Annotated in this window: 15 protein-coding genes and 1 tRNA gene; 7 read left to right on the top strand and 9 right to left on the bottom strand. The window is 68.4% G+C overall.

What is annotated here, in order from left to right; translation table 11 throughout:
- Positions 1-10 precede the first annotated feature (10 nt).
- From ACIRON_RS12345 to ACIRON_RS12360, 4 genes are read right to left on the bottom strand one after another with little or no spacing between them, the layout of a single operon-like run.
- Complete coding sequence (locus ACIRON_RS12345; protein ID WP_402992595.1) at positions 11-301, bottom strand: DUF202 domain-containing protein; 291 nt, start codon at positions 299-301, stop codon at positions 11-13.
- Positions 298-666: a YidH family protein gene (locus ACIRON_RS12350; protein WP_402992596.1), complete on the bottom strand. Its 369-nt coding sequence runs from the start codon at positions 664-666 to the stop codon at positions 298-300. Before ACIRON_RS12350 ends, ACIRON_RS12345 begins: the two co-directional genes overlap by 4 nt.
- Entirely contained in the window at positions 663-2384 is a 1722-nt protein-coding gene (locus tag ACIRON_RS12355) for an aldehyde dehydrogenase family protein (protein ID WP_402992597.1), read from the bottom strand. The genes ACIRON_RS12350 and ACIRON_RS12355 overlap by 4 nt, the downstream gene beginning before the upstream one ends.
- An 8-nt stretch (positions 2385-2392) precedes the next feature.
- The gene (locus ACIRON_RS12360) at positions 2393-3970 is read right to left on the bottom strand and encodes a GMC family oxidoreductase (RefSeq protein WP_402992598.1); all 1578 of its coding nucleotides are present in this window, start codon (positions 3968-3970) and stop codon (positions 2393-2395) included.
- Between the two features lie 59 nt (positions 3971-4029).
- On the opposite strand from ACIRON_RS12360, the gene ACIRON_RS12365 reads away from it, so the two are divergent.
- From ACIRON_RS12365 to ACIRON_RS12375, 3 genes are all read left to right on the top strand, one after another.
- Complete coding sequence (locus tag ACIRON_RS12365) at positions 4030-5361, top strand: PucR family transcriptional regulator (protein ID WP_402992599.1); 1332 nt, start codon at positions 4030-4032, stop codon at positions 5359-5361.
- A gap of 88 nt (positions 5362-5449) precedes the next feature.
- Entirely contained in the window at positions 5450-6952 is a 1503-nt protein-coding gene (locus ACIRON_RS12370; RefSeq protein ID WP_402992600.1) for a long-chain fatty acid--CoA ligase, read from the top strand.
- Positions 6953-7017: 65 nt separating this feature from the next.
- A complete protein-coding gene (locus ACIRON_RS12375; RefSeq protein WP_402992601.1) occupies positions 7018-8250 on the top strand; it encodes a PucR family transcriptional regulator in 1233 nt (410 codons plus the stop codon).
- Positions 8251-8363: 113 nt separating this feature from the next.
- Here ACIRON_RS12375 and ACIRON_RS12380 read toward each other — a convergent pair whose 3' ends face one another.
- Both ACIRON_RS12380 and ACIRON_RS12385 read right to left on the bottom strand, forming a co-directional pair.
- Positions 8364-10133, bottom strand: a complete 1770-nt coding sequence (locus ACIRON_RS12380) for a GMC family oxidoreductase N-terminal domain-containing protein (RefSeq protein WP_402992602.1) — start codon at positions 10131-10133, stop codon at positions 8364-8366.
- Complete coding sequence (locus ACIRON_RS12385; protein WP_402992603.1) at positions 10130-10864, bottom strand: hypothetical protein; 735 nt, start codon at positions 10862-10864, stop codon at positions 10130-10132. The genes ACIRON_RS12380 and ACIRON_RS12385 overlap by 4 nt, the downstream gene beginning before the upstream one ends.
- Before the next feature lie 315 nt (positions 10865-11179).
- Here ACIRON_RS12385 and ACIRON_RS12390 point away from each other — a divergent pair, with 315 nt between their 5' ends.
- A complete protein-coding gene (locus ACIRON_RS12390; RefSeq protein WP_402992604.1) occupies positions 11180-13504 on the top strand; it encodes a molybdopterin cofactor-binding domain-containing protein in 2325 nt (774 codons plus the stop codon).
- A 19-nt stretch (positions 13505-13523) separates the two neighbouring features.
- Entirely contained in the window at positions 13524-14003 is a 480-nt protein-coding gene (locus ACIRON_RS12395) for a (2Fe-2S)-binding protein (protein WP_402992605.1), read from the top strand.
- Positions 14004-14220: 217 nt separating this feature from the next.
- Here ACIRON_RS12395 and ACIRON_RS12400 read toward each other — a convergent pair.
- Positions 14221-14293 (bottom strand) — tRNA-Asn (locus ACIRON_RS12400).
- A gap of 66 nt (positions 14294-14359) precedes the next feature.
- Positions 14360-16243, bottom strand: coding sequence for a DNA primase (dnaG, locus tag ACIRON_RS12405; protein ID WP_402992606.1), 1884 nt, complete (start codon positions 16241-16243; stop codon positions 14360-14362).
- Positions 16244-16291: 48 nt separating this feature from the next.
- On the opposite strand from dnaG, the gene ACIRON_RS12410 reads away from it, so the two are divergent.
- Positions 16292-16966: a class E sortase gene (locus ACIRON_RS12410; protein WP_402992607.1), complete on the top strand. Its 675-nt coding sequence runs from the start codon at positions 16292-16294 to the stop codon at positions 16964-16966.
- On the opposite strand, the gene ACIRON_RS12415 is transcribed toward ACIRON_RS12410, so the two are convergent.
- Complete coding sequence (locus ACIRON_RS12415) at positions 16963-17748, bottom strand: carbon-nitrogen hydrolase family protein (RefSeq protein WP_402992608.1); 786 nt, start codon at positions 17746-17748, stop codon at positions 16963-16965. The two genes, ACIRON_RS12410 and ACIRON_RS12415, sit on opposite strands and share 4 nt — an antisense overlap.
- Positions 17749-17877: 129 nt before the next feature.
- Here ACIRON_RS12415 and ACIRON_RS12420 point away from each other — a divergent pair, with 129 nt between their 5' ends.
- Entirely contained in the window at positions 17878-21237 is a 3360-nt protein-coding gene (locus tag ACIRON_RS12420) for a phosphodiester glycosidase family protein (RefSeq protein WP_402992609.1), read from the top strand.
- Positions 21238-21323 lie beyond the last annotated feature (86 nt).

Consider the following 21323-nt stretch of genomic DNA (forward strand, 5'->3'; position numbering starts at 1 on the left):
TGGGGATTGGTCAATGAGGGGTGAGGACCGAGACGGCGAGCAGGACCGAGGTGGCGCACGAGACGGTCGCGGTGGCGCGCAGGAGGACTGGGCTCACTCTGGTGTCCGGCGGGCGGCGCCTCCCGCCGGTGACGGCGAGCAGCACCGACCCCGAGACGGCGACAACTCCGGCGGCGACGACCCCGGGGCTTGCCTGCGTGCTGCCGACGTGAAGGAGGAACAGACCCAGCGTCGCTCCGGAAGCCGCCGTCCTTCGCCACGCCAGTGCGGTGCGCTCCGGCTGGAGCCCGGGATCGATCACGCCTGCTGTGCCACGAGCAGGAGGAGAACGAGAACCGACACCAGGCTCAGCAGTGATGCGACCAAGGGCAGGAGCACCGGGAAGGGCAGCGAGACCCGCAGTCGCATGGCGCGCTCGTTCGCTTGCCAGCGGCGGTAGGCGAACCACGAGGTGAAGCACGCGATGGCGGCGAGCACGGCACCGAGGAAGACCGTCGCGCCCGCGACCCGGAGCGGCGGGACGAGCTCGGCGAGTGCCACGCCGGCAGCGAGCAGCGCCAAGGTGGTCCTGACCCACGCGAGGAAGGTCCGTTCGTTGGCGAGGGAGAAGCGATAGTCGGGGTCAGCCCCTTCCTCGGTCCATCGAGGGGAGGTGCGTGATCTCATCCCCGCAGCGCCGACCAGAAGATCGCCGGAAGAGATCGCCACCTCGGCTTCGCGGTGAAGTAGGTGAGCAGGCGACCCGTCGTCGCCGCGCTGCGATTGTCGACGAACCACGGCGGCTTGGGAGCCAGTACGAAGCTTCCGTGCAGCCACGCCCGCGGCAGCATCCGCCACGGGCCGTAGACGACGGTCCGCTCGGTGTCGGCGAGCAGCAACGCGTTGTGGACGACACCGCGTCCGCTCTGAATATCGTCGAGCGAGTGGCCGGGGAATGCACCCCAGGTCGCCAGCGCCGACAGGTAGCCGAGACCGGTCCAGGCGTTGACGGCGATGGTGCCGTAGCGCAGCCGGCTGAGGTGCCGCTCGAAGCGCTCGCCCATCGCCTTCTTCGTCTTCGGATGGATCAGAACGTTCGCGCCGAGCGTGCCGCGGAGCTTCTCGTTGCACGCCTCGATGGCTGACTCCAGAAACTCCTCGCCTTCACCTGGAAGCTCGGCGATCCCGAGGACCGGGCCGAAGTACTCGCTCTCGAACGCGTTCGGGTCCGGCTGCGACAGGTCGAGGTCCGGGATCAGCGTCCGCTGCGGAGTACCGCCGACGCGCTCGGCGTTCGGGTGGAGGGCCCGGGCGGTCTCCACTCGGAGGTCGCAGCCCGGGTACCACGCCGGCCTCGCCGGAGCGGCGGCCAGCGCCATGCGGAGCTCGGCGAGGAAGGCATCCTTCTGGACCCAGTCGGAGCTGACGACGACGACCTGGGCGGCGATGCAGTTGCAGCCGCTGTTGTGCAGGCGCATCGTGGCCACGTGCCGGGCGTGGAAGCGCAGATCGCGCTTGGACCACTTGCCGGGTACGACCACGACAGGGGCGGCACCACCCAGCTCGCTGGTGATCGGCTTGTCGAGCACGGGGGTGCCGGCCGCCTTGTTGGCCACGCCCCGCTCCCCCGAGCCCCAGACGATGGCGTCGTGCGTGGCCTCGGAACCGGTCATGTGCACCGCGGCAACACCCGGGTGGTGGGCCAGTGCACTCCCCAGCTCGACATCGCCCGTCAGTACTTGGACGGCACCGACCTCGATGAACGGCGCGAAGATCCGGCGCATCACGCCCTCCAGGCGGTCCGCGATCGGGTTGAGTTTCAGCGCGACCACCCGGTTGTCCGCGAAGAGCACGTAGAGCACGTCGCTGGGCACGATCGAGGTGATGTTGCCGGCGCCGAGCACCAGAGCACCGCCCCGAGTCTCGTACGGACGACGCTGACCCAGGCCGGCGCGGGCACGCATCCGCGCCCGGTCGACGCCCGGCTGCATCCAGAGCTCGGCGCGGTAGCCGTTGAGCAGCAATGTGTCCCAGATGGTGTGTGGGAGCACATCGATCGCCAGACGACCGCCCGGGACGCTGCGCATCGTGAACGGCTCCAGCGGATCACCGCCCTCCTCGAGGACCGCGAGGGTATGCCGCAGTGAGTTCAGATAGCTGAGCACGGCCCACGGGCCGCTGATCCATTCCTCCCCGACGAGCGGGGAATCTTTCGGGAGACCCTTCATCTCGCAGGCGAGGTCGACCCACTCCTGGGCGTGGTCGACAACAAGCTGCTGGAAGCGATCGAGCAACTCGCAGCGTTGGGCAAGTGACGTACGCGCCCACGCGACCTCGCCGCGGGCGAGTTTCTCGACGATCCGGTCTGCGTCCGTGGCGGAGAACTGGGCGGTCATCTCGGTCATCGGACCCCTCACTTCGCGGCGCGAATCAGGTCCGCGGCCTTCTCGCCCACGAGGACGCTCGGTGCGTGGGTGTTGCCGTGGGGGATGGTCGGGAAGACCGAGGCGTCGGCGACGCGCAGACCGAGCACGCCGTGGACCCGCAGCTCGGGGTCGACCACGCCGTCCGTCTCGGTCCCGATCCGGGCGGTGCATGCGGGGTGGTAGGTATGCGCGACGTTGCGGCGGATCTCGGCCTCGAGATCAGTCCGGCTCGTGCCCACGCCCTTCCCCGGGTGGATCTCGCGCGTGGTCAGGTCGCGGAGCGGCGACGATGCCGCTATCTCCCGAGCACGCTCCAGGCCGGCCACCATGGAGTCCATCTCGGCTGCTTCGGAGAAGTAGTTGAACCGCGTCCACACCTTCGCCTTCGGGTCCGCGCTGGTGAGCCTGACGCTGCCGCGGCTCAGAGACCCGACGAGCGAGAGCGCGAACGCGTACGCCGGCTTGTCGTGGGTGGTGAAACCGTTGTCCCAGAAGTACGCCGGGGCGGCGAACATCTGCATGTCCGGAGCATCCTCGCCGGCGCGGGTGCGGAAGAACGCCTGAGCCTCGGCGACGTTGGACGTCAGAAGACCGCGACGAGCCGCGAGGTACTTGACCAGCTGCACGGGCGACTCGGCGCCGGCGAGAGTGCCCTTGGCGGTGGTCTCGAAGTTCGCCAGGTAGAACGGGTGGTCCATGAGATGCGCCCCCACGTTGGGGTTGTCGACGATCGTCATGATTCCGTGCTGACGCAGATGGTCGGCCGGACCGATGCCCGAGAGCATCAGGATCTGCGGCGTGTTGAACGCACCGGCCGAGAGCACGACCTCCCGCTCGGCGCTGATGAACTCCCAGCTCCCATCGCGCTCGACCTCGACGCCGACCACCCGGCTGCCGATGATCCGCAGACGCTGAACGTGCGTGCCGGTCATCAAGGTGAAGTTCGGACGCTTCATCGCCGGCCTCACGTAGCCGTCGGCGGTGGTCCACCGCATGCCCTTCTTGTGGGTCACCTGGCTGTAGCCGACGCCGACCTGCCAGGCTCCGTTGAAGTCGTCGTTGCGTGGCAGACCGGTCGACTCGATGCCCTCGATGAGCGTCTCCGTCAGGGGGTTGGGCGAGCGAAGGTCTTCGATGTGCAGCGGTCCCCCGACGCCGTGGTACTCGTCCGCGCCGCGGGAGTTGTTCTCCGATCGCTTGAACAGCGGCAGGACCTCGTCGTAGGACCAGCCGGTCGCCCCGGCCTTGGCCCAGCTGTCATAGTCGTGCCGGCTGCCGCGGATGTAGATCATCGCATTCATGCCGCTGCAACCGCCGAGGTACTTGGCGCGCGGGTGGTAGAGGACCCGGTTGTCCAGGTACGGCTCAGGCTCGGTGTAGTACTCCCAGTCCTGGTCCGTCTTGAACTGGGTGGCGAACGCGGCCGGGATCTTGACGTTCATCGGCTTCTTGGCCGAGCCGGCCTCGATCAGCAGGACGCGGCAGTCGGGATCTTCGGAGAGCCGACCAGCAACGACCGACCCGGCAGAGCCCGAGCCGACGACGATGTAGTCAAACGAGTTCATCTGGTTCCTCACACTTCAGTCGGTCATGTGAGTCTCGCCATAGAATCGCCGCCGCGCTTGTGCGTTGCGTCCACGCTTCGAATGTTGCATTGTTTGCGCGTCCAAACTGGAGTGGCGCACACCACATCGAGGCGAGGCGGAAGACGATGACAGCGGGGGATCGTATGGAGCTGGCGGAATGGGTGCGCGTCTTCGCCCTACAGGCCACCAGGGACGAGGCTCTCGAGGAGTTCGTCCGAGTCGTCGACGACCGGATCGCCAGCCAGGTCCCGGAGATCGCGAGCGACCCGATGCTCCTCGACGACCTCCACAACAGCACACGATCGCAGTGGCGCACCTTCGCTGCGGCCCTTCCACAGCATCACAAGCTGACGCTGCCGGCCGGGGCCGACGAGCTCGCGCGGTCGCTGGCGCGACGAGGCCTCGACCTCAGCGTCCTTCTGAAGGTCTATCGCGCCGCGCATCGGGCGGTCTTCGCGTTCATCGCCGAGGCGACCGAGGACCTCGCAGAGAGTGATCCTCCCAAGGACACGGTGCTCAAGTTCCTCTGGAGCCGAGCCGAGCAGTGGATGGACGACTCGGTCGAAGCGCTGATCGAGACCTTCTACGCCGAACGGCAGGAGCTCCTCGAAGGCGCGATGCTCCGCCGCTCTCAGCTGGTCGAGGCCCTTCTGCGCGGCGCCGTCACCGATGCCGACGCCGCCAGTGTCGAGCTGAGCCATCCGCTCAATCACTGGCAGGTGGGGTTCGTCCTGTGGGCGCCGGCCGCAGGCGAGAAGACACAACAGCACCTCGCCCAGCTCGCCACTCAGGCTGCTCGCGCCATCGGGGCCGCCCGGCCAGTCCTGCATCCCAGCAGCGGCCGGGAACTGTGCTGCTGGGCCGCCACCCCGGTCCGGCCCGACCTCGAACCGCTGAGCGATCTGATCGCCGACCTCGACAAAGCCGGTGCCCAGGTCTCCATCGGGTCCCCGGCGCGCGGCATCGCCGGCTTCCGCACCAGCCACGACGAGGCGCGTGCCGCACAGCGGCTGTGTCTGGGCGCAACCCGGCCCACCAGCTTGGTCCGCTACGACGACGTTGATCTGCTGTGCCTGGTCGGCGAGCAGAATGAAATGCTGGACCGATTCGTGGTTCGCGAGGTCGGCGCGCTGATCGGACCAGACCGCAACCTGACACTGATCCGCGAGACCTTGCTCGTCTTCCTCTCGACGGGGCTCAACTACACCGCCACGGCGTCGCGGCTCTTCGTCCACAAGAACACGGTCCGCTACCGGCTCGCCCGCGCCGAGGAACTACTGGGGCGCCCACTGACAGAACGATCCGCTCACCTCGAACTGGCCCTGCGCTACACGGCTTTCTTCGGCCCGCCGGTCTCGCGCGATTCCTAGCTCGTTTGTACTCGAGCACCAATCGGCGGACGGAAAATCGTGCGTCTGTCCGACCGTTTTCGAGGTGACGGATGTCACGCTCAGCCTCGTGAATGCGAACCTCTTCAACGACCTGGCCCGCTCCGCAGCTGCATACCCGGACAAGGTTGCTCTTCAGGCCGGTGCCTCGACGATCACCTACCGCGAGCTCGAAGTGCTCGCCTCCCGGGTGGCTACCGACCTACGCGCATCCGGGGTCCAACCGGGCGACCGGGTCGCCGTGATGCTGCCGAACGTGGTCTCCTTCGCCGTCACCTACTACGGCGCGCTCCGGGCCGGTGCCGCTGTCGTTCCGATGAACCCTCTGCTCAAGGGCCGCGAGGTCGAGCACTACCTGGGGGACCCCCAGGTCAAGCTCCTCTACGCATGGGCGGACTGCCAGCCAGTTGTCGAGGGGCCTGCTGCCGAGCTGGGCACAGAGGTCCGCTACCTCACACCGGGTGCCTTCGAGGCCTCCCTGCAGGAGCTGCCGGCCTCCGACGACGTGGCGCACCGCGTCGAGGAGGACACCGCGGTGATCCTCTACACCTCCGGCACGACCGGCATCCCGAAGGGTGCCGAGTTGACCCACCTCAACCTGCGACGCAACGTCGAGGTCTCCACCTCGCTGTTCTCGATGGTCGACTCCGACGTCGTCATCGGCGCGCTTCCGCTCTTCCACGCCTTCGGTCAGATCTGTGCACTCAACTGCTCTGTCGCCAAGGGTGCGCGGCTGGTCCTCACCCCGCGCTTCGAGCCCGGCTCGGTGCTCGCCACGATCGCCGAGAACGAGGCGACCATGTTCATGGGAGTTCCCACCATGTTCAACGCCATGCTCCACCACCCCGACGCGAAGAACACCGACACCTCCAGCCTTCGAATGTGCGTCTCAGGCGGCGCCTCGCTGCCGCTCGAGGTACTCCATGGTTTCGAGGGCACCTTCGGCTGCGTCGTACTGGAGGGTTATGGCCTGTCCGAGACCTCCGCGGTGTCCTCCTTCAACCGGCAGGGCCAGCAACGTCCGGGCTCCATCGGCATGCCGATCCCGGGCGTCGAGATCAAGGTGATCGACGACGCCGGCGCCGAGGCACCGATCGGCGCTGTCGGCGAGATCGTCATCAAGGGCGACAACATCATGAAGGGGTACTGGGGCAGGCCCGAGGCGACCGCAGCGGCCATCGATGCCGATGGCTGGTTCCGCAGTGGCGACCTCGGCCGCAAGGACGAGGACGGCTTCTTCTTCATCGTCGACCGCAAGAAGGACCTGGTGATCCGCGGCGGCTACAACGTCTACCCACGCGAGATCGAGGAGGTGCTCTACGAGCACCCCGCGGTACGCGAGTGCGCCGTCATCGGCATCCCGCACGCGGAGCTGGGCGAGGAGGTGGGCGCCGCCGTCGCGCTGGCCGAACCGGGTGCCGCGACCTTGGACGAGCTGCGCCAGTACGTCCGCGACCGGGTAGCGCCCTACAAGTACCCCCGGCACATCTGGTTCGTCGACGAGCTCCCGAAGGGCGCGACGAACAAGATCCTCAAACGGGAGATCGTGGCGCCGGTCATCACAACGCCCTGAGCCCCGGGCCACGACCAGTTCGAAGTGACGTGCCCCACACTTCCTGAAAGTTGAGGATGCAAGGCATGACGACGTCTGAGCCGCTCGGTGAGTGGCTCCGCAACTTCTCGGAGCGAGCCGTCGTGCCGCCGATGTCCGAAGAGTTCGTTGCTCGAGTCGACTCCCGGATCACGAGCCAGATTCCCGAGATCTCGTCAGACCCGATGCTGATCGACGACCTCCATGGAAGCACCCGCGCTCAGTGGAGGTCGTTCGTTCTGACGCTGTCGATCGACCACACGCTGGTGCTCCCGCCGGCCGCTGCCGACCTCGCTCGGTCGCTGGCTCGGCGGGGCATGGACCTCGGAGTGCTGCTCAAGGTCTACCGCGCCGCCCATCAGGCGGTTTTCGAGTTCTTCACCGACGTCTCGGACACGATCGGCGAGAGCGGTCCGCGGGCCGACGAGGTGCTGAGGTTTCTCTGGACCAGGGCCGAGCGCTGGATGAACGACTCCGTCGAGGCACTGATCGAGACGTTCTACGAGGAGCGCTCCCACATGAACGAAGGTGCGTTGATCCGGCGCACACGCCTCATCGAAGACATCCTCCAAGGAGCGGCGATCCGTGTCGATCACGCCTCTGCCGAGCTTTCGCATGCCTTGGCCCATTGGCAGACCGCGGGCGTCGTATGGACAACCGCCACCGATTCCGCCGACGCCGCCAGTCGGCTGCAGAACGTCGCTGGTCAGGTCGCTCGGAGAATTCGAGCACCTCGACCACTCACCCTGCTGACGTCGGGTAGCGAGCTCTGCTTCTGGGCGGCGACGCCGGCGCGACCCGATCTCGGTTCTCTCTTCGAGCTGGCGGGCACGCTCGAAGAGTCCAAGGTGCACCTCGCCTTCGGAGTCCCTTCTCCCGGACTGGGCGGCTTCCGCAGCGGCCACGGCGAAGCAAAGGCAGCGCAGCGGGTCGGTCTTGACGCCACCCCCTCTCCCCCGGTCGTCGACTACAGCCACATCGAGCTTCTGTGCTTGGTCTCCGAAAGTCCCGAACTTGTCCGCAGGATGGTCGGACGTGAGATCGGGGATCTCGGAGCTGCGGACAAGAACCTCGCTCAGGTACGGCACACCGTGCTCACCCACTTCGACAACGGTTTCAACGTTGAGAAGACCGCGCGGCACCTGTTTATCCACCGCAACACTGTCCGTTACCGGCTGAGCCGAGCCGAGGAGCTCATCGGCCACTCGCTCACGGAACGCACGGCGAAGATCGACATCGCATTACGGTACGTGGCTCTGTTCGGATCGCCTGCGGAATGACGTGGTCCGTCGTCGTGCGGTCGTCCGACCCGCCCGAGGGCAAGGGCGAGGTGAGGCCCCGCGACATATCACGCGTGCGGCCTCACCTCGCCCCGGAGCGGGACTTGCGGGTATCAGAGGTCCAGCTCGGCGAGCCTGTCAGAGATTCGCCGATCTGTGGAGACGACCAGCGAGGACCCGGCGCGTACCCATGGGTCGATCCCGAAGTACCGCCGAGCGATGTGCTCCGAGGTCCGGGTTGCCAGCGCCTGGGTGGTGATCGTGGGATTCGGACCACCGACTGAGTTGGGCAGCGCCGAGTTGTCCCCGATGAACAGCCGCTTCACCGCCCTGGTCTCACCGCTCTGGTCGACCACCGAGTTCGAGTCGGAGATACCCATCCGCATCGTCGAGTGCACGTGCAGCGGCAGTGCGGGCCAGTCGATACGGTGCACCTTCTTCGCCCCGGCGCCGCGCAGCAGCTCGACCGCGCGGCGTGCCAGGAACTCACGGTTGCGGGTGCTTCGCGGCGTACGCCCACGGTTGAGGAACCGCACCTTCGGCACCGGCCCGGCCTCGTCGGCGGGCATCGCCGAGAGCACCACGCGATTGTCGGGAGTCACGTCGTCGTCGACGACGCTGATGACGTTCAGGATCCGATCGAGGCCGTGCTGCATGACGTCCTTGAGCTCCGGTCCCACGAGGCGACCGGTGGGCCCGTCCCACGGACCGTTCATTCCGCGACCATTGGTGTACTGACCGCGGATGCCGCTGTCGGAGAACGTCATCGTGAACGCCTCGAGCGCCGGCATCAGCCCGACGTTCATGAGCATTCCATAGCCCGGATAGTCCGTACGAGCCCCCGATGCCTGGCCGCGGGAGCTGCCACAGTCCTCGTCCATCAGACCGAAGGTCCAGTCGAGCCAGTGGTCGGTGAAGCCGCGACCCACCCAGTCGTTCGGGTTCGGCAGGCCGGAGTTGAACCACAGTCGCGGGCTCTCGATCGCACCGCCGCACATGACGACCACGGCGGCGTCCTCGGAGTGCACCATGCCGGTGGCGTTGTCGATCCAGGAGACGCCCCGCGCCTCCCCGTTCTCCGTGCGGATCCTCGTCACCATCGCGTCGGTGATCAACGTGACGGCGCGACCGCCGTCGGACCATGCCTCGGCAGTGAGCGCCATCGGCACATAGCTGTTGTCGGTCGACCGTTTGGCGCGCAGGTTACGTGGCGACTTGTCCGGGAGCACGCAGCCGTTGAAGCAGTGGCCGCACATGGTGCACCCGGTCGAGGTCGGGTACGTCAGCAGCTCGAGGTCGGTCGTGCGACCTGCTTGCCCACCTGGCGGGAGGATCGCGTTCTCCTGGGGGCGGTACGACGGGCCGAGCGTGGTCTTGGTGGTCTGAACCGGGATGCCGAGCGTCTCGCACCCGCGGAAGTAGATCTCCTCCTTGGTGCCCATCGGCGCCGTGTGCACCGGCAGGGTCTGCTCCACCCACTCGTAGTACGGCACGAACTCGTCATAGGAGAACGGAAAGAGGTGCTGGACGTCGTAGAGGCTCTTGTCGGGGCCGTCGTAACCGGCGAAGACGCCGGGGTAGGCGCGCGGGTTGTTGCCGAAGTAGTGCTGCGTGGTGCCGCCTACTCCGCTCAGCTGCCACAGGAAGCCGTTCTGCGGGAACTCCCGGTAGAACGCCGGCTTGCTGCGATCCTCGGGCCCGACCCGGAAGTAGCCGTTGAGCGGGTTGTTGGAGTCGTTCTCGAGCCGACTCCACTGCTCCTCGGGCTTGGCGTGCCGCGGACCTCCCTCGATCATGAGCACGTCGAGCCCGTGAGCCGCCAGTTCCTTGGCGACGACCGGGCCGCCTGCGCCTGCTCCGATGACGATGACGTCGCGACTCATCGCGAGCTCACCTCTTCCCGTCCCTGGTAGTAACCCTTGAAGTCGTCCCAGCCGTTCATCCCGCCAGGGTCGTAGCCGGCGAGCTTCCACCCGACCGGGGTCTCGGTGACCCAGCGCTTCTCCTTGTCGAAGGTCGACCATTCCGAGAAGGCTCCGAACGCCGAGAACTCGAGCAGAGCACCGGCGATGAACTCCAAGACGCCCGACGCGGTGCCCCGCAGCGGTTGCGGCAGCTGATCGTCGATGGTGGAGATCAGAGCCGCGTCACCCTCTTCGAGGAGAGCGAACGCCTTCGCCTTCTCCTCGAAGGAGAGACGGGCGAACGGCGACAGGAACACCCCGTTGGTCGACAACGGGTTCACTCTGGTCGCCAAGGTGTTGAGCAGGAGGGCCACAACGACGGAGAGCGGGATCGTCGAGTCGTTGCGCAGCAGTCGACGAACGGCGTCGTCGAGCTGGATGAGCTGGGTCAGGGGAAGCTGGGGCAGATCACCCAGCGGCAGGGGCACGTCGGCCAGGCCCGTCGCCAGAGCGGACGCGACCGGCGCGACAATCTGGTCAGGGAACGGCACGAAGTTGTCCAAGGACTCGATCAGGAATCCAGCCGCATCCGCTTCGATGGCACCTGCCTCAGCGCGAGGGGTTCCCTGGGCTCGCGAGTAGGCGTCTTGACCGGGCACCACGAACACCACCAGGCCGTTCAGGGTGTCTCGGGCCAGCTTTGCCAGCATCTTCGAGACCTGGTCATCGATAGAGCTCGTCGTAAGTCCGGACGCTGTAGAGCCCAGTAGTCCGGGAGCCAGCGCCGAAGCGCCACCGAGGGCTCCGAGAATGCCGAGGCGCGCTAGGAACGCGCGCCGGCTGTGCGGAGGCGGGGTCTGCATTTGCCCTCCTGGGTCGGGGTCATTGGTGGCTCATGATCACCCGGCCTCGAGAACCGCGCATTGTGCGTTCGCCGCGAGTTCGTCCTCGGATATTGGGCACCTGCACATAGCGCTGAGCAGGCCGAACGCCAACCATGTGTTGCCTGATCGGAAGGACAACACATGACCGTGGACTACTCAGCACTGGGACAGCGCAAGGTCGGTCGACGCCGTCTCCTTGGGTATCTCGTCGCAGCACCCACCCTCGCGGTGGCCGTACGACTGGCGTCGGATGCAAACGTTCCGGGCCATGCGTTGACGATCCCGACCCCGGGGCTACCGGCGGACGTGTTCGACCTCAGCGACTCCCAGAACTATGCGGCGAAGCCGACCGCCCACTTGATCTGGATGGAGATCCGCGAAGACGGCACGGTGCACTTCGCCCTCCCGCGCGCCGAGGTCGGCCAGGGCATCGTCACCTCGACCGCGATGATCATCGCCGATGAGCTGGACGTGCCGTTGCGGGACGTACACGTGACCCTTGCCGACTCTCGTCCGGAACTGGTCATGAATCAGCTCACCGGGGGCTCGAACACGACCATGTCGACGTACTACCCGATCCGGACTGCCGCCGCCATCGCGCGCGGTGCCCTGCTCGAGGCCGCCGGCCTCATGCTGGGCGGGCTCACACCGACGGCTCTCCACACCGACAACGGCGCGGTCGTGGCCCCGGATGGACGCCGCATCCCGTATGGCGACCTGGCGAAGGACGCTGCCGTCGACCAGACCACCGAGGTGGAGGCGGACCTCAAGCCCGCCACAGACCTCAAGCTCGTCGGCACCACCGTCGGAAGAACCGACGCTCGCGCGGCGGTCACAGGTGCGAAGCAGTTCGCGATGGACATCGAGGTCCCGAACGCCCTGCCGACGATGGTCTGCAAGCCACCCACGATCAAGGGCACCGTGCGCTCGGTACGCAACCAGGCCGCGGTCATCGAGATGCCTGGCGTCACCCACGTCGTGACCATCCCGACCGGGGTCGCGGTCCGCGCGCGCACCTTCGGCCAGTGCATCGACGCGGTGCGTGCGCTCGATGTCGACTGGGCGCCCGGGGAGATCGGCTCGGACTCGGACGAGGACGTGCTCGCCCGCATCCGGAAGGCCGAGATCCCGATGGCCGTCCCGGAGGTTCCGCTGCTCGCCAAGACCGTCGACACGGACTTCACCTTCGCGTTCGCCAGCAACGCACCTCTCGACCCCGACTGCGCGGTAGCAGACGTACGTACAGGCTCGGCCGAGATCTGGGCCGGCCTCAAGGTGCCGATCGTCGCGCAACAGGAGCTTGCCGAGGCCCTCGGCTTCCCCATGGACAAGGTGAAGGTCCACGTCGTCCAGGGCGGCGGATCCTTCGGGCGACGTCTCTTCACCGACGCAGCGATGGACGCAGCTCTCGCTTCGCAGGCGATGGGTGCACCGGTACGGCTCATGTGGCATCGCGCCGACGCATGCCGGCATGGCCGGGTGCACCCGATGTCGACCTCGCGGGTGCGGGCGACCGTTCTCGGCAACGATGTCCTGACCTACGAGCAGCGTCACACCAGCGGGCGCACCGACTTCGGCCACGGGTTCGGTGACATCATCACCGCGTCCGCCGCGAAGCTCCCGGTCGGTGACTACAGCATCTCGCAGTTCATCTACCTGCTGACCACAGGCGCCCACTACAACTTCGGCGCGACGACGTCCCTGCTCGACGAGCTGACCGACCGCAAGCTCAACACCGGCGCGATGCGCAACATCTATTCACCCAACGTCGCGGTCGCGCGCGAGCTCACCGTGGACAAGATAGCCCGGACGATCGGCAAGGACCCCTACCAGTTCCGACGCGGCCACATCCGCAACGACCGGCTCCGTACGGTGCTCGACAGGGTCGCCGAGGCTGGTCGGTGGGGGCGGTCGATGCCGCGCCACCACGGCCAGGGTCTAGGCATCCACTCCGAGTACCACGGCCACTCCGCCTGCTTGGTCGAGATCGACGCCAGCCCGGCCACCGTCAACCGCGACGTACGCAAAGCGGTGACCGGACCGCGCGTCACCAAGGTCGTCTTCGCCGTCGACGTCGGGCTCGTGATCAACCAAAGCGGCCTGAAGGCCCAGATGATGGGAGGCATCATGGACGCGATCGCGATCGTGCTCACGTCGAGCCTCCATCTGAAGGACGGCAACTTTCTCGAGGCCAGCTGGGACAACTACGCCTATACCCGGCAATGGAACGCCCCGTTCGACATCGAGATCCATCTCGTCGACTCGGGCATCGAGGAACCCGGCGGTGCGGGCGAGTTCGGGGTGCCTGCCGCAGCGGCTGCGGTCGCGAACGCCTACTGGGCGGCAACCGGAACCATGCCGACGCACTTCCCCATCAACCACAACGCGCCGTTGCACTACGAGCCGTACCCGTACAACCCACCTGTCCCGCCGTCACCGACCAGTGGTCTCGACCACGTCCAGTGATGAGCTGAAGGAGAACAACGTGCCCACACACACCTTCCGAGTCAACGGCGAGACGGTGCGCGTCGATGTCGAGAACGATGTCCGGCTGCTCTGGGTGCTACGCGACATCCTCGGCGTCCGTGGCCCGAAGTACGGCTGCGGCATCAACGTATGCAAGGCGTGCACCAGCCACATCAACGGCAAAGCGTTCAACCCGTGTGCGGTCCCGGTCGGCGACCTCAGGCCCGAGGACGAAGTCACCACGATCGAGGGCCTCGCCGACACCGTCGAAGGCGACGGTCTGCACCCGATGCAGGACGCCTGGGTCGAACACGACGTCGCCCAGTGTGGCTACTGCCAACCCGGTCAGATCATGGCTGCGGTGGACCTGGTCCGTCGGGTCAAGGAGGAGGGCCGGGCGATCTCCGACGTGGACCTGGACACGCTCCGCAACATCTGCCGATGCGGCACCTACCCACGGATACGGGACGCGATCAGGTCTGGCTCTGAGAAGATGTAGCCAGCGCCACGTCGTGACAACCTGGACGAAGTGGGCAGCCGGCCGTCAGCTCGACCTGGCCTTGTCGCCGGCTCGGGCCCCGCGGCAGCGGCCCGCACGCACACCCTGCCGACCTCGGCCACGCCCACCTCAGCCGGCAGGACACCAAGACTCCACGACGGCGCCTGAAAAACGAACTCCGCCTGACCTGTATGTGCAGGTCAGGCGGAGTTTCTTGCTCCCCCGGTTGGACTCGAACCAACAACCCTCCGGTTAACAGCCGAATGCTCTGCCAATTGAGCTACAGGGGAATTGCACCTTGCGGCGCGGGTGAAACCTTAGCAACCCGGCGGCGGCGATCGGAAATCGGCAGGCCGTCACTCGGCGACGAGGTTGCGGAGGCCGCGGCGGTGCTGTTCGAGGGCGGCGAGCTGGGCGAAAAGACGGTTGTAGGCATCCGGGTCGGCGGCCGCGTCGGAGCGCTGCAGACGGCTCTTCACCTCGGCGATGCGGCGCTGATCGAGGAGCTCGAGGAGGCGTACGACGTACTGCAGGACGTACGCCGAATCGGGCTCCTTCGCGGACGGGATCGACTCCACGGCGAGCTCGGCGAGGATGCGGTTGACCAGCGGGTCGGAGGCGGCGGCACCGAGCTTCTGGGCCCAGCCGGCGTCGCCGGTGCCGGCGCCGGGACCACCGAGGCCGGCGATGATCTCCCACAGCGCTCGGTAGAGGGGGTGGGTGAAGGCCTCGGGGGTGATCTCGCCGGTGGTGCGCCCCAGCGCGACGGGGTGCTGCACGAAGAGCTTCAGGGTCTCGCGCTCGACCGTGAAGCGCGGCTCGCGCGGGTGCGGCATGGGCGGGCGCTGCGGCGCGGCAGGCGCCTCGGGAGCGACAGCCGCCTCGCGCCGGGACGGAGCAGGCGACGGTGCGGGGCGGCCGGCGGCGCGGCGTACCTCTCGGGCTGCCTCGTCGGGATCGACACCGAGGAAGCGAGCCAGATCGCGGGTGAAGCCCATCTTCTTGGACTCGTCCCGCACGGAGGCGACCAGCGGGGCCGCCTCGCGGAGGGCGTCGATACGGCCGTCGGCACGGTCCAGGTCGAACTTCGAGGCGACGTTGCGCAGCACGAACTCGTAGAGCGGGACGCGGTTGGCGAGGAGATCGCGGACCGCCTCGTCGCCCTTCTTGATCCGGAGGTCGTTGGGGTCGAGGCCGTCGGGCTCGACGGCGACGTAGGTCTGGGAGGTGAAGTTGCCGTCGCCCTTGAACGCCTTCAGCGCCGCGGCCTGGCCGGCGGCGTCGCCGTCGAAGGTGAACACGACCGCGCCGCGCAGCTGCTGGTCGTCGGAGATGAACCGGCGCAGCACCTTCGCGTGGTCGTCGCCGAACGCGGTGCCGCAGGTCGCCACGGCGGTGGTGATCCCGGCGAGATGGCAGGCCATCACGTCGGTGTAGCCCTCCACGATCACCGCCTCGCGGGTGCGGGCCATCTCCTTGCGGGCCAGGTCGATCCCGTAGAGGACATGCGACTTCTTGTAGATCGGCGTCTCGGAGGTGTTGAGGTATTTCGCCTCGATGCGGTCGTCGTCGAAGAGCCGGCGCGCGCCGAAGCCGATCACGTCCCCGCCCGACTCCCGGATCGGCCACATCAGCCGACCACGGAACCGGTCGTAGTGCGACCGCCCGTGCGCCACCAGACCGGCGGTGACGACCTCCTCGTCGGAGAACCCTCTCGCCCTCAGATGCCGATAGAGGTCCTCTCCCCCACGCGGGGAGTACCCGACCCCGAAGTGCGCCGCCGCGTCGCGGTCGAAGCCCTTCTCGGCGAGGAACTGCCGCGCGACCACGGCGTCCGCGGTCAGCAGCTGCTCGGCGTAGTACTCGGCGGCGACCTTGTGGGCCTCGACCAGCTTGCCGCGCCCGGGACCACGACGGACCGGTGCCTCGTCGCCCTCCTCGCGCTGGACCTGCACACCGACCTTGTCGCCGAGCCGCTCGACCGCCTCGAAGAAGCTCAGGCCCTCGAGCTTCATCACGAAGTCGATGACGTCGCCGCCCTCTTGGCAGCCGAAGCACTTGAAGAAGCCCCGCGACGGGTTCACGTTGAAGGAGGGCGACTTCTCGTCGTGGAAGGGGCACAGGCCCTTGTAGGTCCCCGGGCCCGCGCGGCGCAGCGTGACGTACTGGGAGACGATGTCGTCCAGGCGCGCCTTCTCGCGCACCTCTTGGATGCTCGTCTCCTTGATGCGGCCCGCCACAACGCCAGATCCTACGGTGCGGCGGATCGGGCTGAGATGCTTGACCCGATGTCTACCTATATAAAGCCGCGGCGCACTGTCCGCCGGGCTTCCTTCTGGCTCGGCCTCACCATGGTCCTCGCCGGGGTAGGGATTCTCGGGTACCTGGCCTGGACGGTCTACGGCACCACATTTCTGAGCAAGCAGCACCAGCAGGACGCGGCCTCGAAGCTCGAGGCCGCCTGGGGCTCGGGGCACACCGAGGTGATCACCGAGTTCGGGTCCGCCGAGGCCATCATCGAGATCCCGCGCCTCGGCGCGGACTATCGGATCCCGATCTTCGCCGGGACCTCGGACAAGGTCCTGGGCGCCGGCCTCGGCCACTTCTCCGGCACCGCGGGGCCCGGCGAGGTCGGCAACTTCGCGCTCGCCGGCCACCGGATCACCCACGGCGAACCGCTGCGCGACCTCCCCAAGCTCCGCGAAGGCGACGAGATCCGGGTTCTGACCAGGGAGAAGACGTACGTCTATGCCCTCACCAGCAACGGCGACGACCTGATCGTTCCGTTCACCTCCGTGTGGGTCACCGACCCGCTTCCCGACAACCCCGAGCGTGGCGGCGTGGAGCCCGAGCAGGTCGAGGGCCAGCGACTGATCACCCTCACCACCTGCTCCGAGCTCTTCCACACCGACAACCGGATGATCGCCTTCGGGAAGCTGGTCGCCGAGGAGCCGACTCCCTAGGGCCTGAGCGTACGCCGCGGCCCGAGGTCCGCGCGGCGGTCGGCCCACATCCGCTGGTCGTCTCGCACGCGCGCGACCTCGGCCGGGTCGATGGTGGCGACGACCATGCCCGGGGTGGCGTCGTCGAGCCGCTCGATCGGCCGGCCGAGCGGGTCGTAGACCGCGGAGCCGCCGATGAAGTCGAGCGGTCCGCCGACGAGGCCGGCGAAGGCGACGTACATCGAGTTGTCCAGCGCCCGGGCGGCATAGTGCAGGTCACGCCGGTGGCCGCCGCCCGGGAAGTAGGCACCGGTGTTGAGATAGAGGATCGCGCCGTCGGCGGCCGCCGCGGCGGCGTGCTCGGGGAAGTTGGCGTCGTAGCAGACCGACATGGCCACCCGGACGCCGTCGATCTCGAGCGTCATACCGTGCTCACCCGGCTCGAAGCGACCGACCTCCGGCGGGAACAGGTGCTGCTTGTCGTAGGCCGCGACCGGCTCCTCCCCCGGCGCGATCACCAGGCTGGTGATCCCCCGCCGTCCGGCATAGGCGAGCGGCGAGTTGAGCACGAGCACCGAGCCGGTCTCGTCCACCGCGGCCTGCACCGGGGCGAGCCAGGCGGTGTCGTCGAGCGAGGGCAGCGGACCGCCGTCGAAGGTGTCGAGATCCCACGAGGTCGTGAAGGTCTCGGGCAACGCGATCAGCCGGGCTCCCCTCGCCGCCGCCTCGCGGACCCGGGCAGCGGCGGTCGCGACGTTGGCCGCCACGTCACCCGGCACTGCGATGTCTTGAACTACCGCCACCTGAAGCACACCCCTGACGGTATCTTCCGTTCACGGATCCGCCACAAACGGTTCCCCCTAATTCGCTTCACGGGAACGGCGCGGATCGCGACAGTGGACGGGTGCGCCCCCTCGCCCCCACGCTCGCCCTTGCCCCTGACACTCCTCGTCTCCGCCGGACCGGCGGCGGCCGACGTGCCTCCACCGCCGCCGACCGCGGTCACGCTGGCCCCCGGCGGGATCCCGCCGAGCCAGCAGGAGGCGAACGGCTACGACTTCGCCGCCGGTGGTGAGGCGCTGTCGACGGTCGCGACCCAGGACGTCGCGCCCGGCCTGAGGCTGACCAACTTCCAGCGGCTCGAGGACGCAGGCTGGAACCGTGGCAACGTCCTCACCGCGGACCTTTCCGAGCCGACCCTGTCGATGGACGTACGCAATACCGGCAAGGTCGCCGGGATCGGCACCCTGTCGAGCCAGATGGCCGAGACCGGGGCGGTCGCCGGTGTCAACGCCGGCTTCTACGACATCAACGCCTCCGGCGCGCCGGTCGGGCTGGCGAAGAGCCGCGACGGCCTGCAGAACGCACGCTTCGGCTCCGACCCGGCCCTCTCGATGGCCGGCGCCGAAGCGGCGATCGGCGAGCTGACCTCGGGCGGGACCGTCACGATCGACGGCGCCGAGCACGACCTGGCCGGGTTCAACACCCCGTCGCTGCCCACGGGCGGGATCGGCGTCTACACCCGGCTGTGGGGCGACTACACCCTCGACCGGCCCGTCGGCGGTCCGGGCAACGTCTCCGACGAGGTCGCCCGGGCGAGCGTGGTGGACGGCGTCGTCACCGCGGTCGCCGACGAGGCCGGTGCACCGGCGATCCCGGCCGACGGGCAGGTGCTGCTCGGTCGCGAGGCCGGTGCCGAGGTCGTACGCGGCCTCGAGGTCGGCGACCGGGTCGACGTCGCTGTGGGGCTGGCCGAGGACGACACCGACTGGGCGGTCAGCGGCAACGTCCAGCTCGTGGTCGACGGTGAGGTCGGGACGGGGATCGGCGACGACGGCGTCCACTCGCGTACGGCGGTGGGTCTCGACCGCGACGGCACCAGGCTGATCGTGCTCGCCCTCGACGGCCAGACCGGTGCCTCCCGCGGGATGACGCGGGCAGAGCTGGCGCGGTTCATGATCAGCCTCGGGGCCTACCAGGCGCTCAACCTCGACGGCGGTGGCTCGACCACGATGGCGGCCCGGGTCGCCGGCGACGTGGAGCCGAGGATCGTCGACACCCCCTCCGACGGGTCCGAGCGCGAGGTCTCCAACACGCTGCTGTTCTTCTCCTCGGCCGGGCCGGCTGGGGTCGCGACCGGGGCGCAGGTCCGCCCGGTCACCAACCGGGCCGGTGCCTATCGGGTGCTGCAGGGGCAGCGGCGTACGTTGTTCGGTTCGGGGCTCGACGCCGCTTACGCTGCCGTCGAGAAGGACGGTGTCTTCCGGGCGCAGGGAGGCAGCGTACGCCTCGGCGACGGACTCTCGCGGCCGTCGCACGGCTCGGAGGTCGCCGCTCTCGGGGCCCGCACGGGCGATGCGAAGGTGAGCTTCGACCTCGGCCGCGGACGTCGCGCCACGATGCCGATCACGGTGCTCGGGCCACTGGACCATCTCGCGGTCGACAGGTCGGTGATCGCGCTGCCGGAGGGTGGCGGGAGCTCGACGCTGATGCTGACCGGGTACGACGCTGACGGGCGCCCGGCTCCGATCGAGCCGTCCGAGGCGGCCGTGACCGCGAGCGACGGGTTCGAGGTCGTGGGCGAGGGAGCCAACGGCTTCGAGATCCGTACGTCGCTTCCGGAAGGGTCAGGGACCGTCGACTTCGCGGTCGGGGATCACCATGTCGCGATCAACGTGCTGGTCGGTCTCAGCGAGGCGAGCGTCGCCGACTTCGCCGACGGCGCCTCCTGGAAGGCCGGCAGCGCCCGCGCCACGGTGAGCGTGACCCCGCTGGCGACCGGCGGCCCGCGCGGCGAGCCCGCACTCCGGATCCAGCACGACTTCACCCAGTCCACCGGCACCCGCGGCGCGTACGCCGTCCCGCCTGCCCCCATCGCCGTGGCCGGGCAGCCGCTGTCGCTGTCGATGTGGGTCAAGGGCGACGGGTCGGGCGCCTGGCCGCGGATCCAGATCCGCTCCGGCAACGGCACGGTCAGCAACCTGGACGCGCCGCTGATCACCTGGACCGGGTGGCAGCAGGTCACCTACCCGGTGCCGCCCGGCACGGCGTACCCGATCCGGGTCGAGGCCGTCCGGATGATGGAGACGCGGCCCGAGGCGTCCTACCGCGGTGACCTCACGGTCGCGGCGCTGGTCGCCGACGTGCCGCCCAGCGCGGACCCGATCGAGGCCGAGCCGGTCCATGATCCGGTCATCGTCACCGACGGCACCGTCGCGGACCGCCCGCAGCGGATCGCGCTGATGTCGGACGGTCAGTTCGTGGCCCGCGACCCGGACTCGCCGCTGGTCGCCAGCGTGCGCGCGACGCTGCGCGAGATCGTCGCCGCCAGGCCCGACCATCTGATCATCGACGGCGACCTGGTCGACGAGGCCTCACCGGCCGACCTCGCCTTCGCAAAGAAGGTTCTCGACGAGGAGATCGGCTCCGCCGTTCCCTATACCTACGTGCCCGGCAACCATGAGGTGATGGGCGGGCCGATCTCCAACTTCAAGGCCGTCTTCGGCCCCACCCACACCACCCGGCTCCTCGGGTCGACGCTGCTCATCACCCTCAACTCGTCCTCCGGGACCCTGCACGGCAACGACGACGGCAAGGCGCAGCTGACCGAGCTGGAGTCGCAGCTGCGCGCGGCGGCCTCCGACCCGGCGGTGACCGGGGTGCTGGTCGCGTTCCACCACCCGATCGACGACCCGCTCCCGGACAAGGCCTCCCAGCTCGGTGACCGGATCGAGGCGAGGCAGCTCGAGGACAGGCTGGGCAGGTTCCGTACGTCCTCGGGCAAGTCGGTCGCCGTCCTCAACGGTCACGTCGGGGTCTTCCACGGCTCCTCGTCCCAGGGCATCTCGATGCTGATCAATGGCAACTCCGGCAAGACCCCGGCCGGCAACGTCGAAGACGGTGGCTTCCGCGGCTGGACGATGATCGGCATCGACCCACGAGCGGGCCTCGTCGGCCGCAACCCCGCGCCCGGCGCGCGGCTGCGCTGGCTTCAGGCCGAGACCCGCCCGGCCGTCGACACCGTCACGACCGGCGCTCCCGAGACGTTGGCGCTCGGGTCGTCGGTGACCCTCGACGCCACCTTCACCCAGGGCGCCGCGGCCGTCCCGATCACCTGGCCGGTCACCGCCGACTGGGGTGGTCACGGGGTCGTGGTCGGCGAGCGGGGTCATGGCGTCGTACGGCTGGACCCGGTCACCCGGAAGCTCACCGCGCTCCGCTCCGGGACGGCGGTGCTCACCCTGGTCGTCAACGGGGTGAAGGCGGAGTCGATGATCAGGGTCATCCGCTAGCCGGCGGGGGGGGGGGGGGGGGGGGGGGGGGGGCGTGGGGGGGGGGGGAGACGGGGGTGGAGGAGCGGGGACCCCGCGCACCCAGC

This window comes from Nocardioides sp. NPDC101246 (assembly GCF_044767415.1).
GTDB lineage: Bacteria > Actinomycetota > Actinomycetes > Propionibacteriales > Nocardioidaceae > Nocardioides.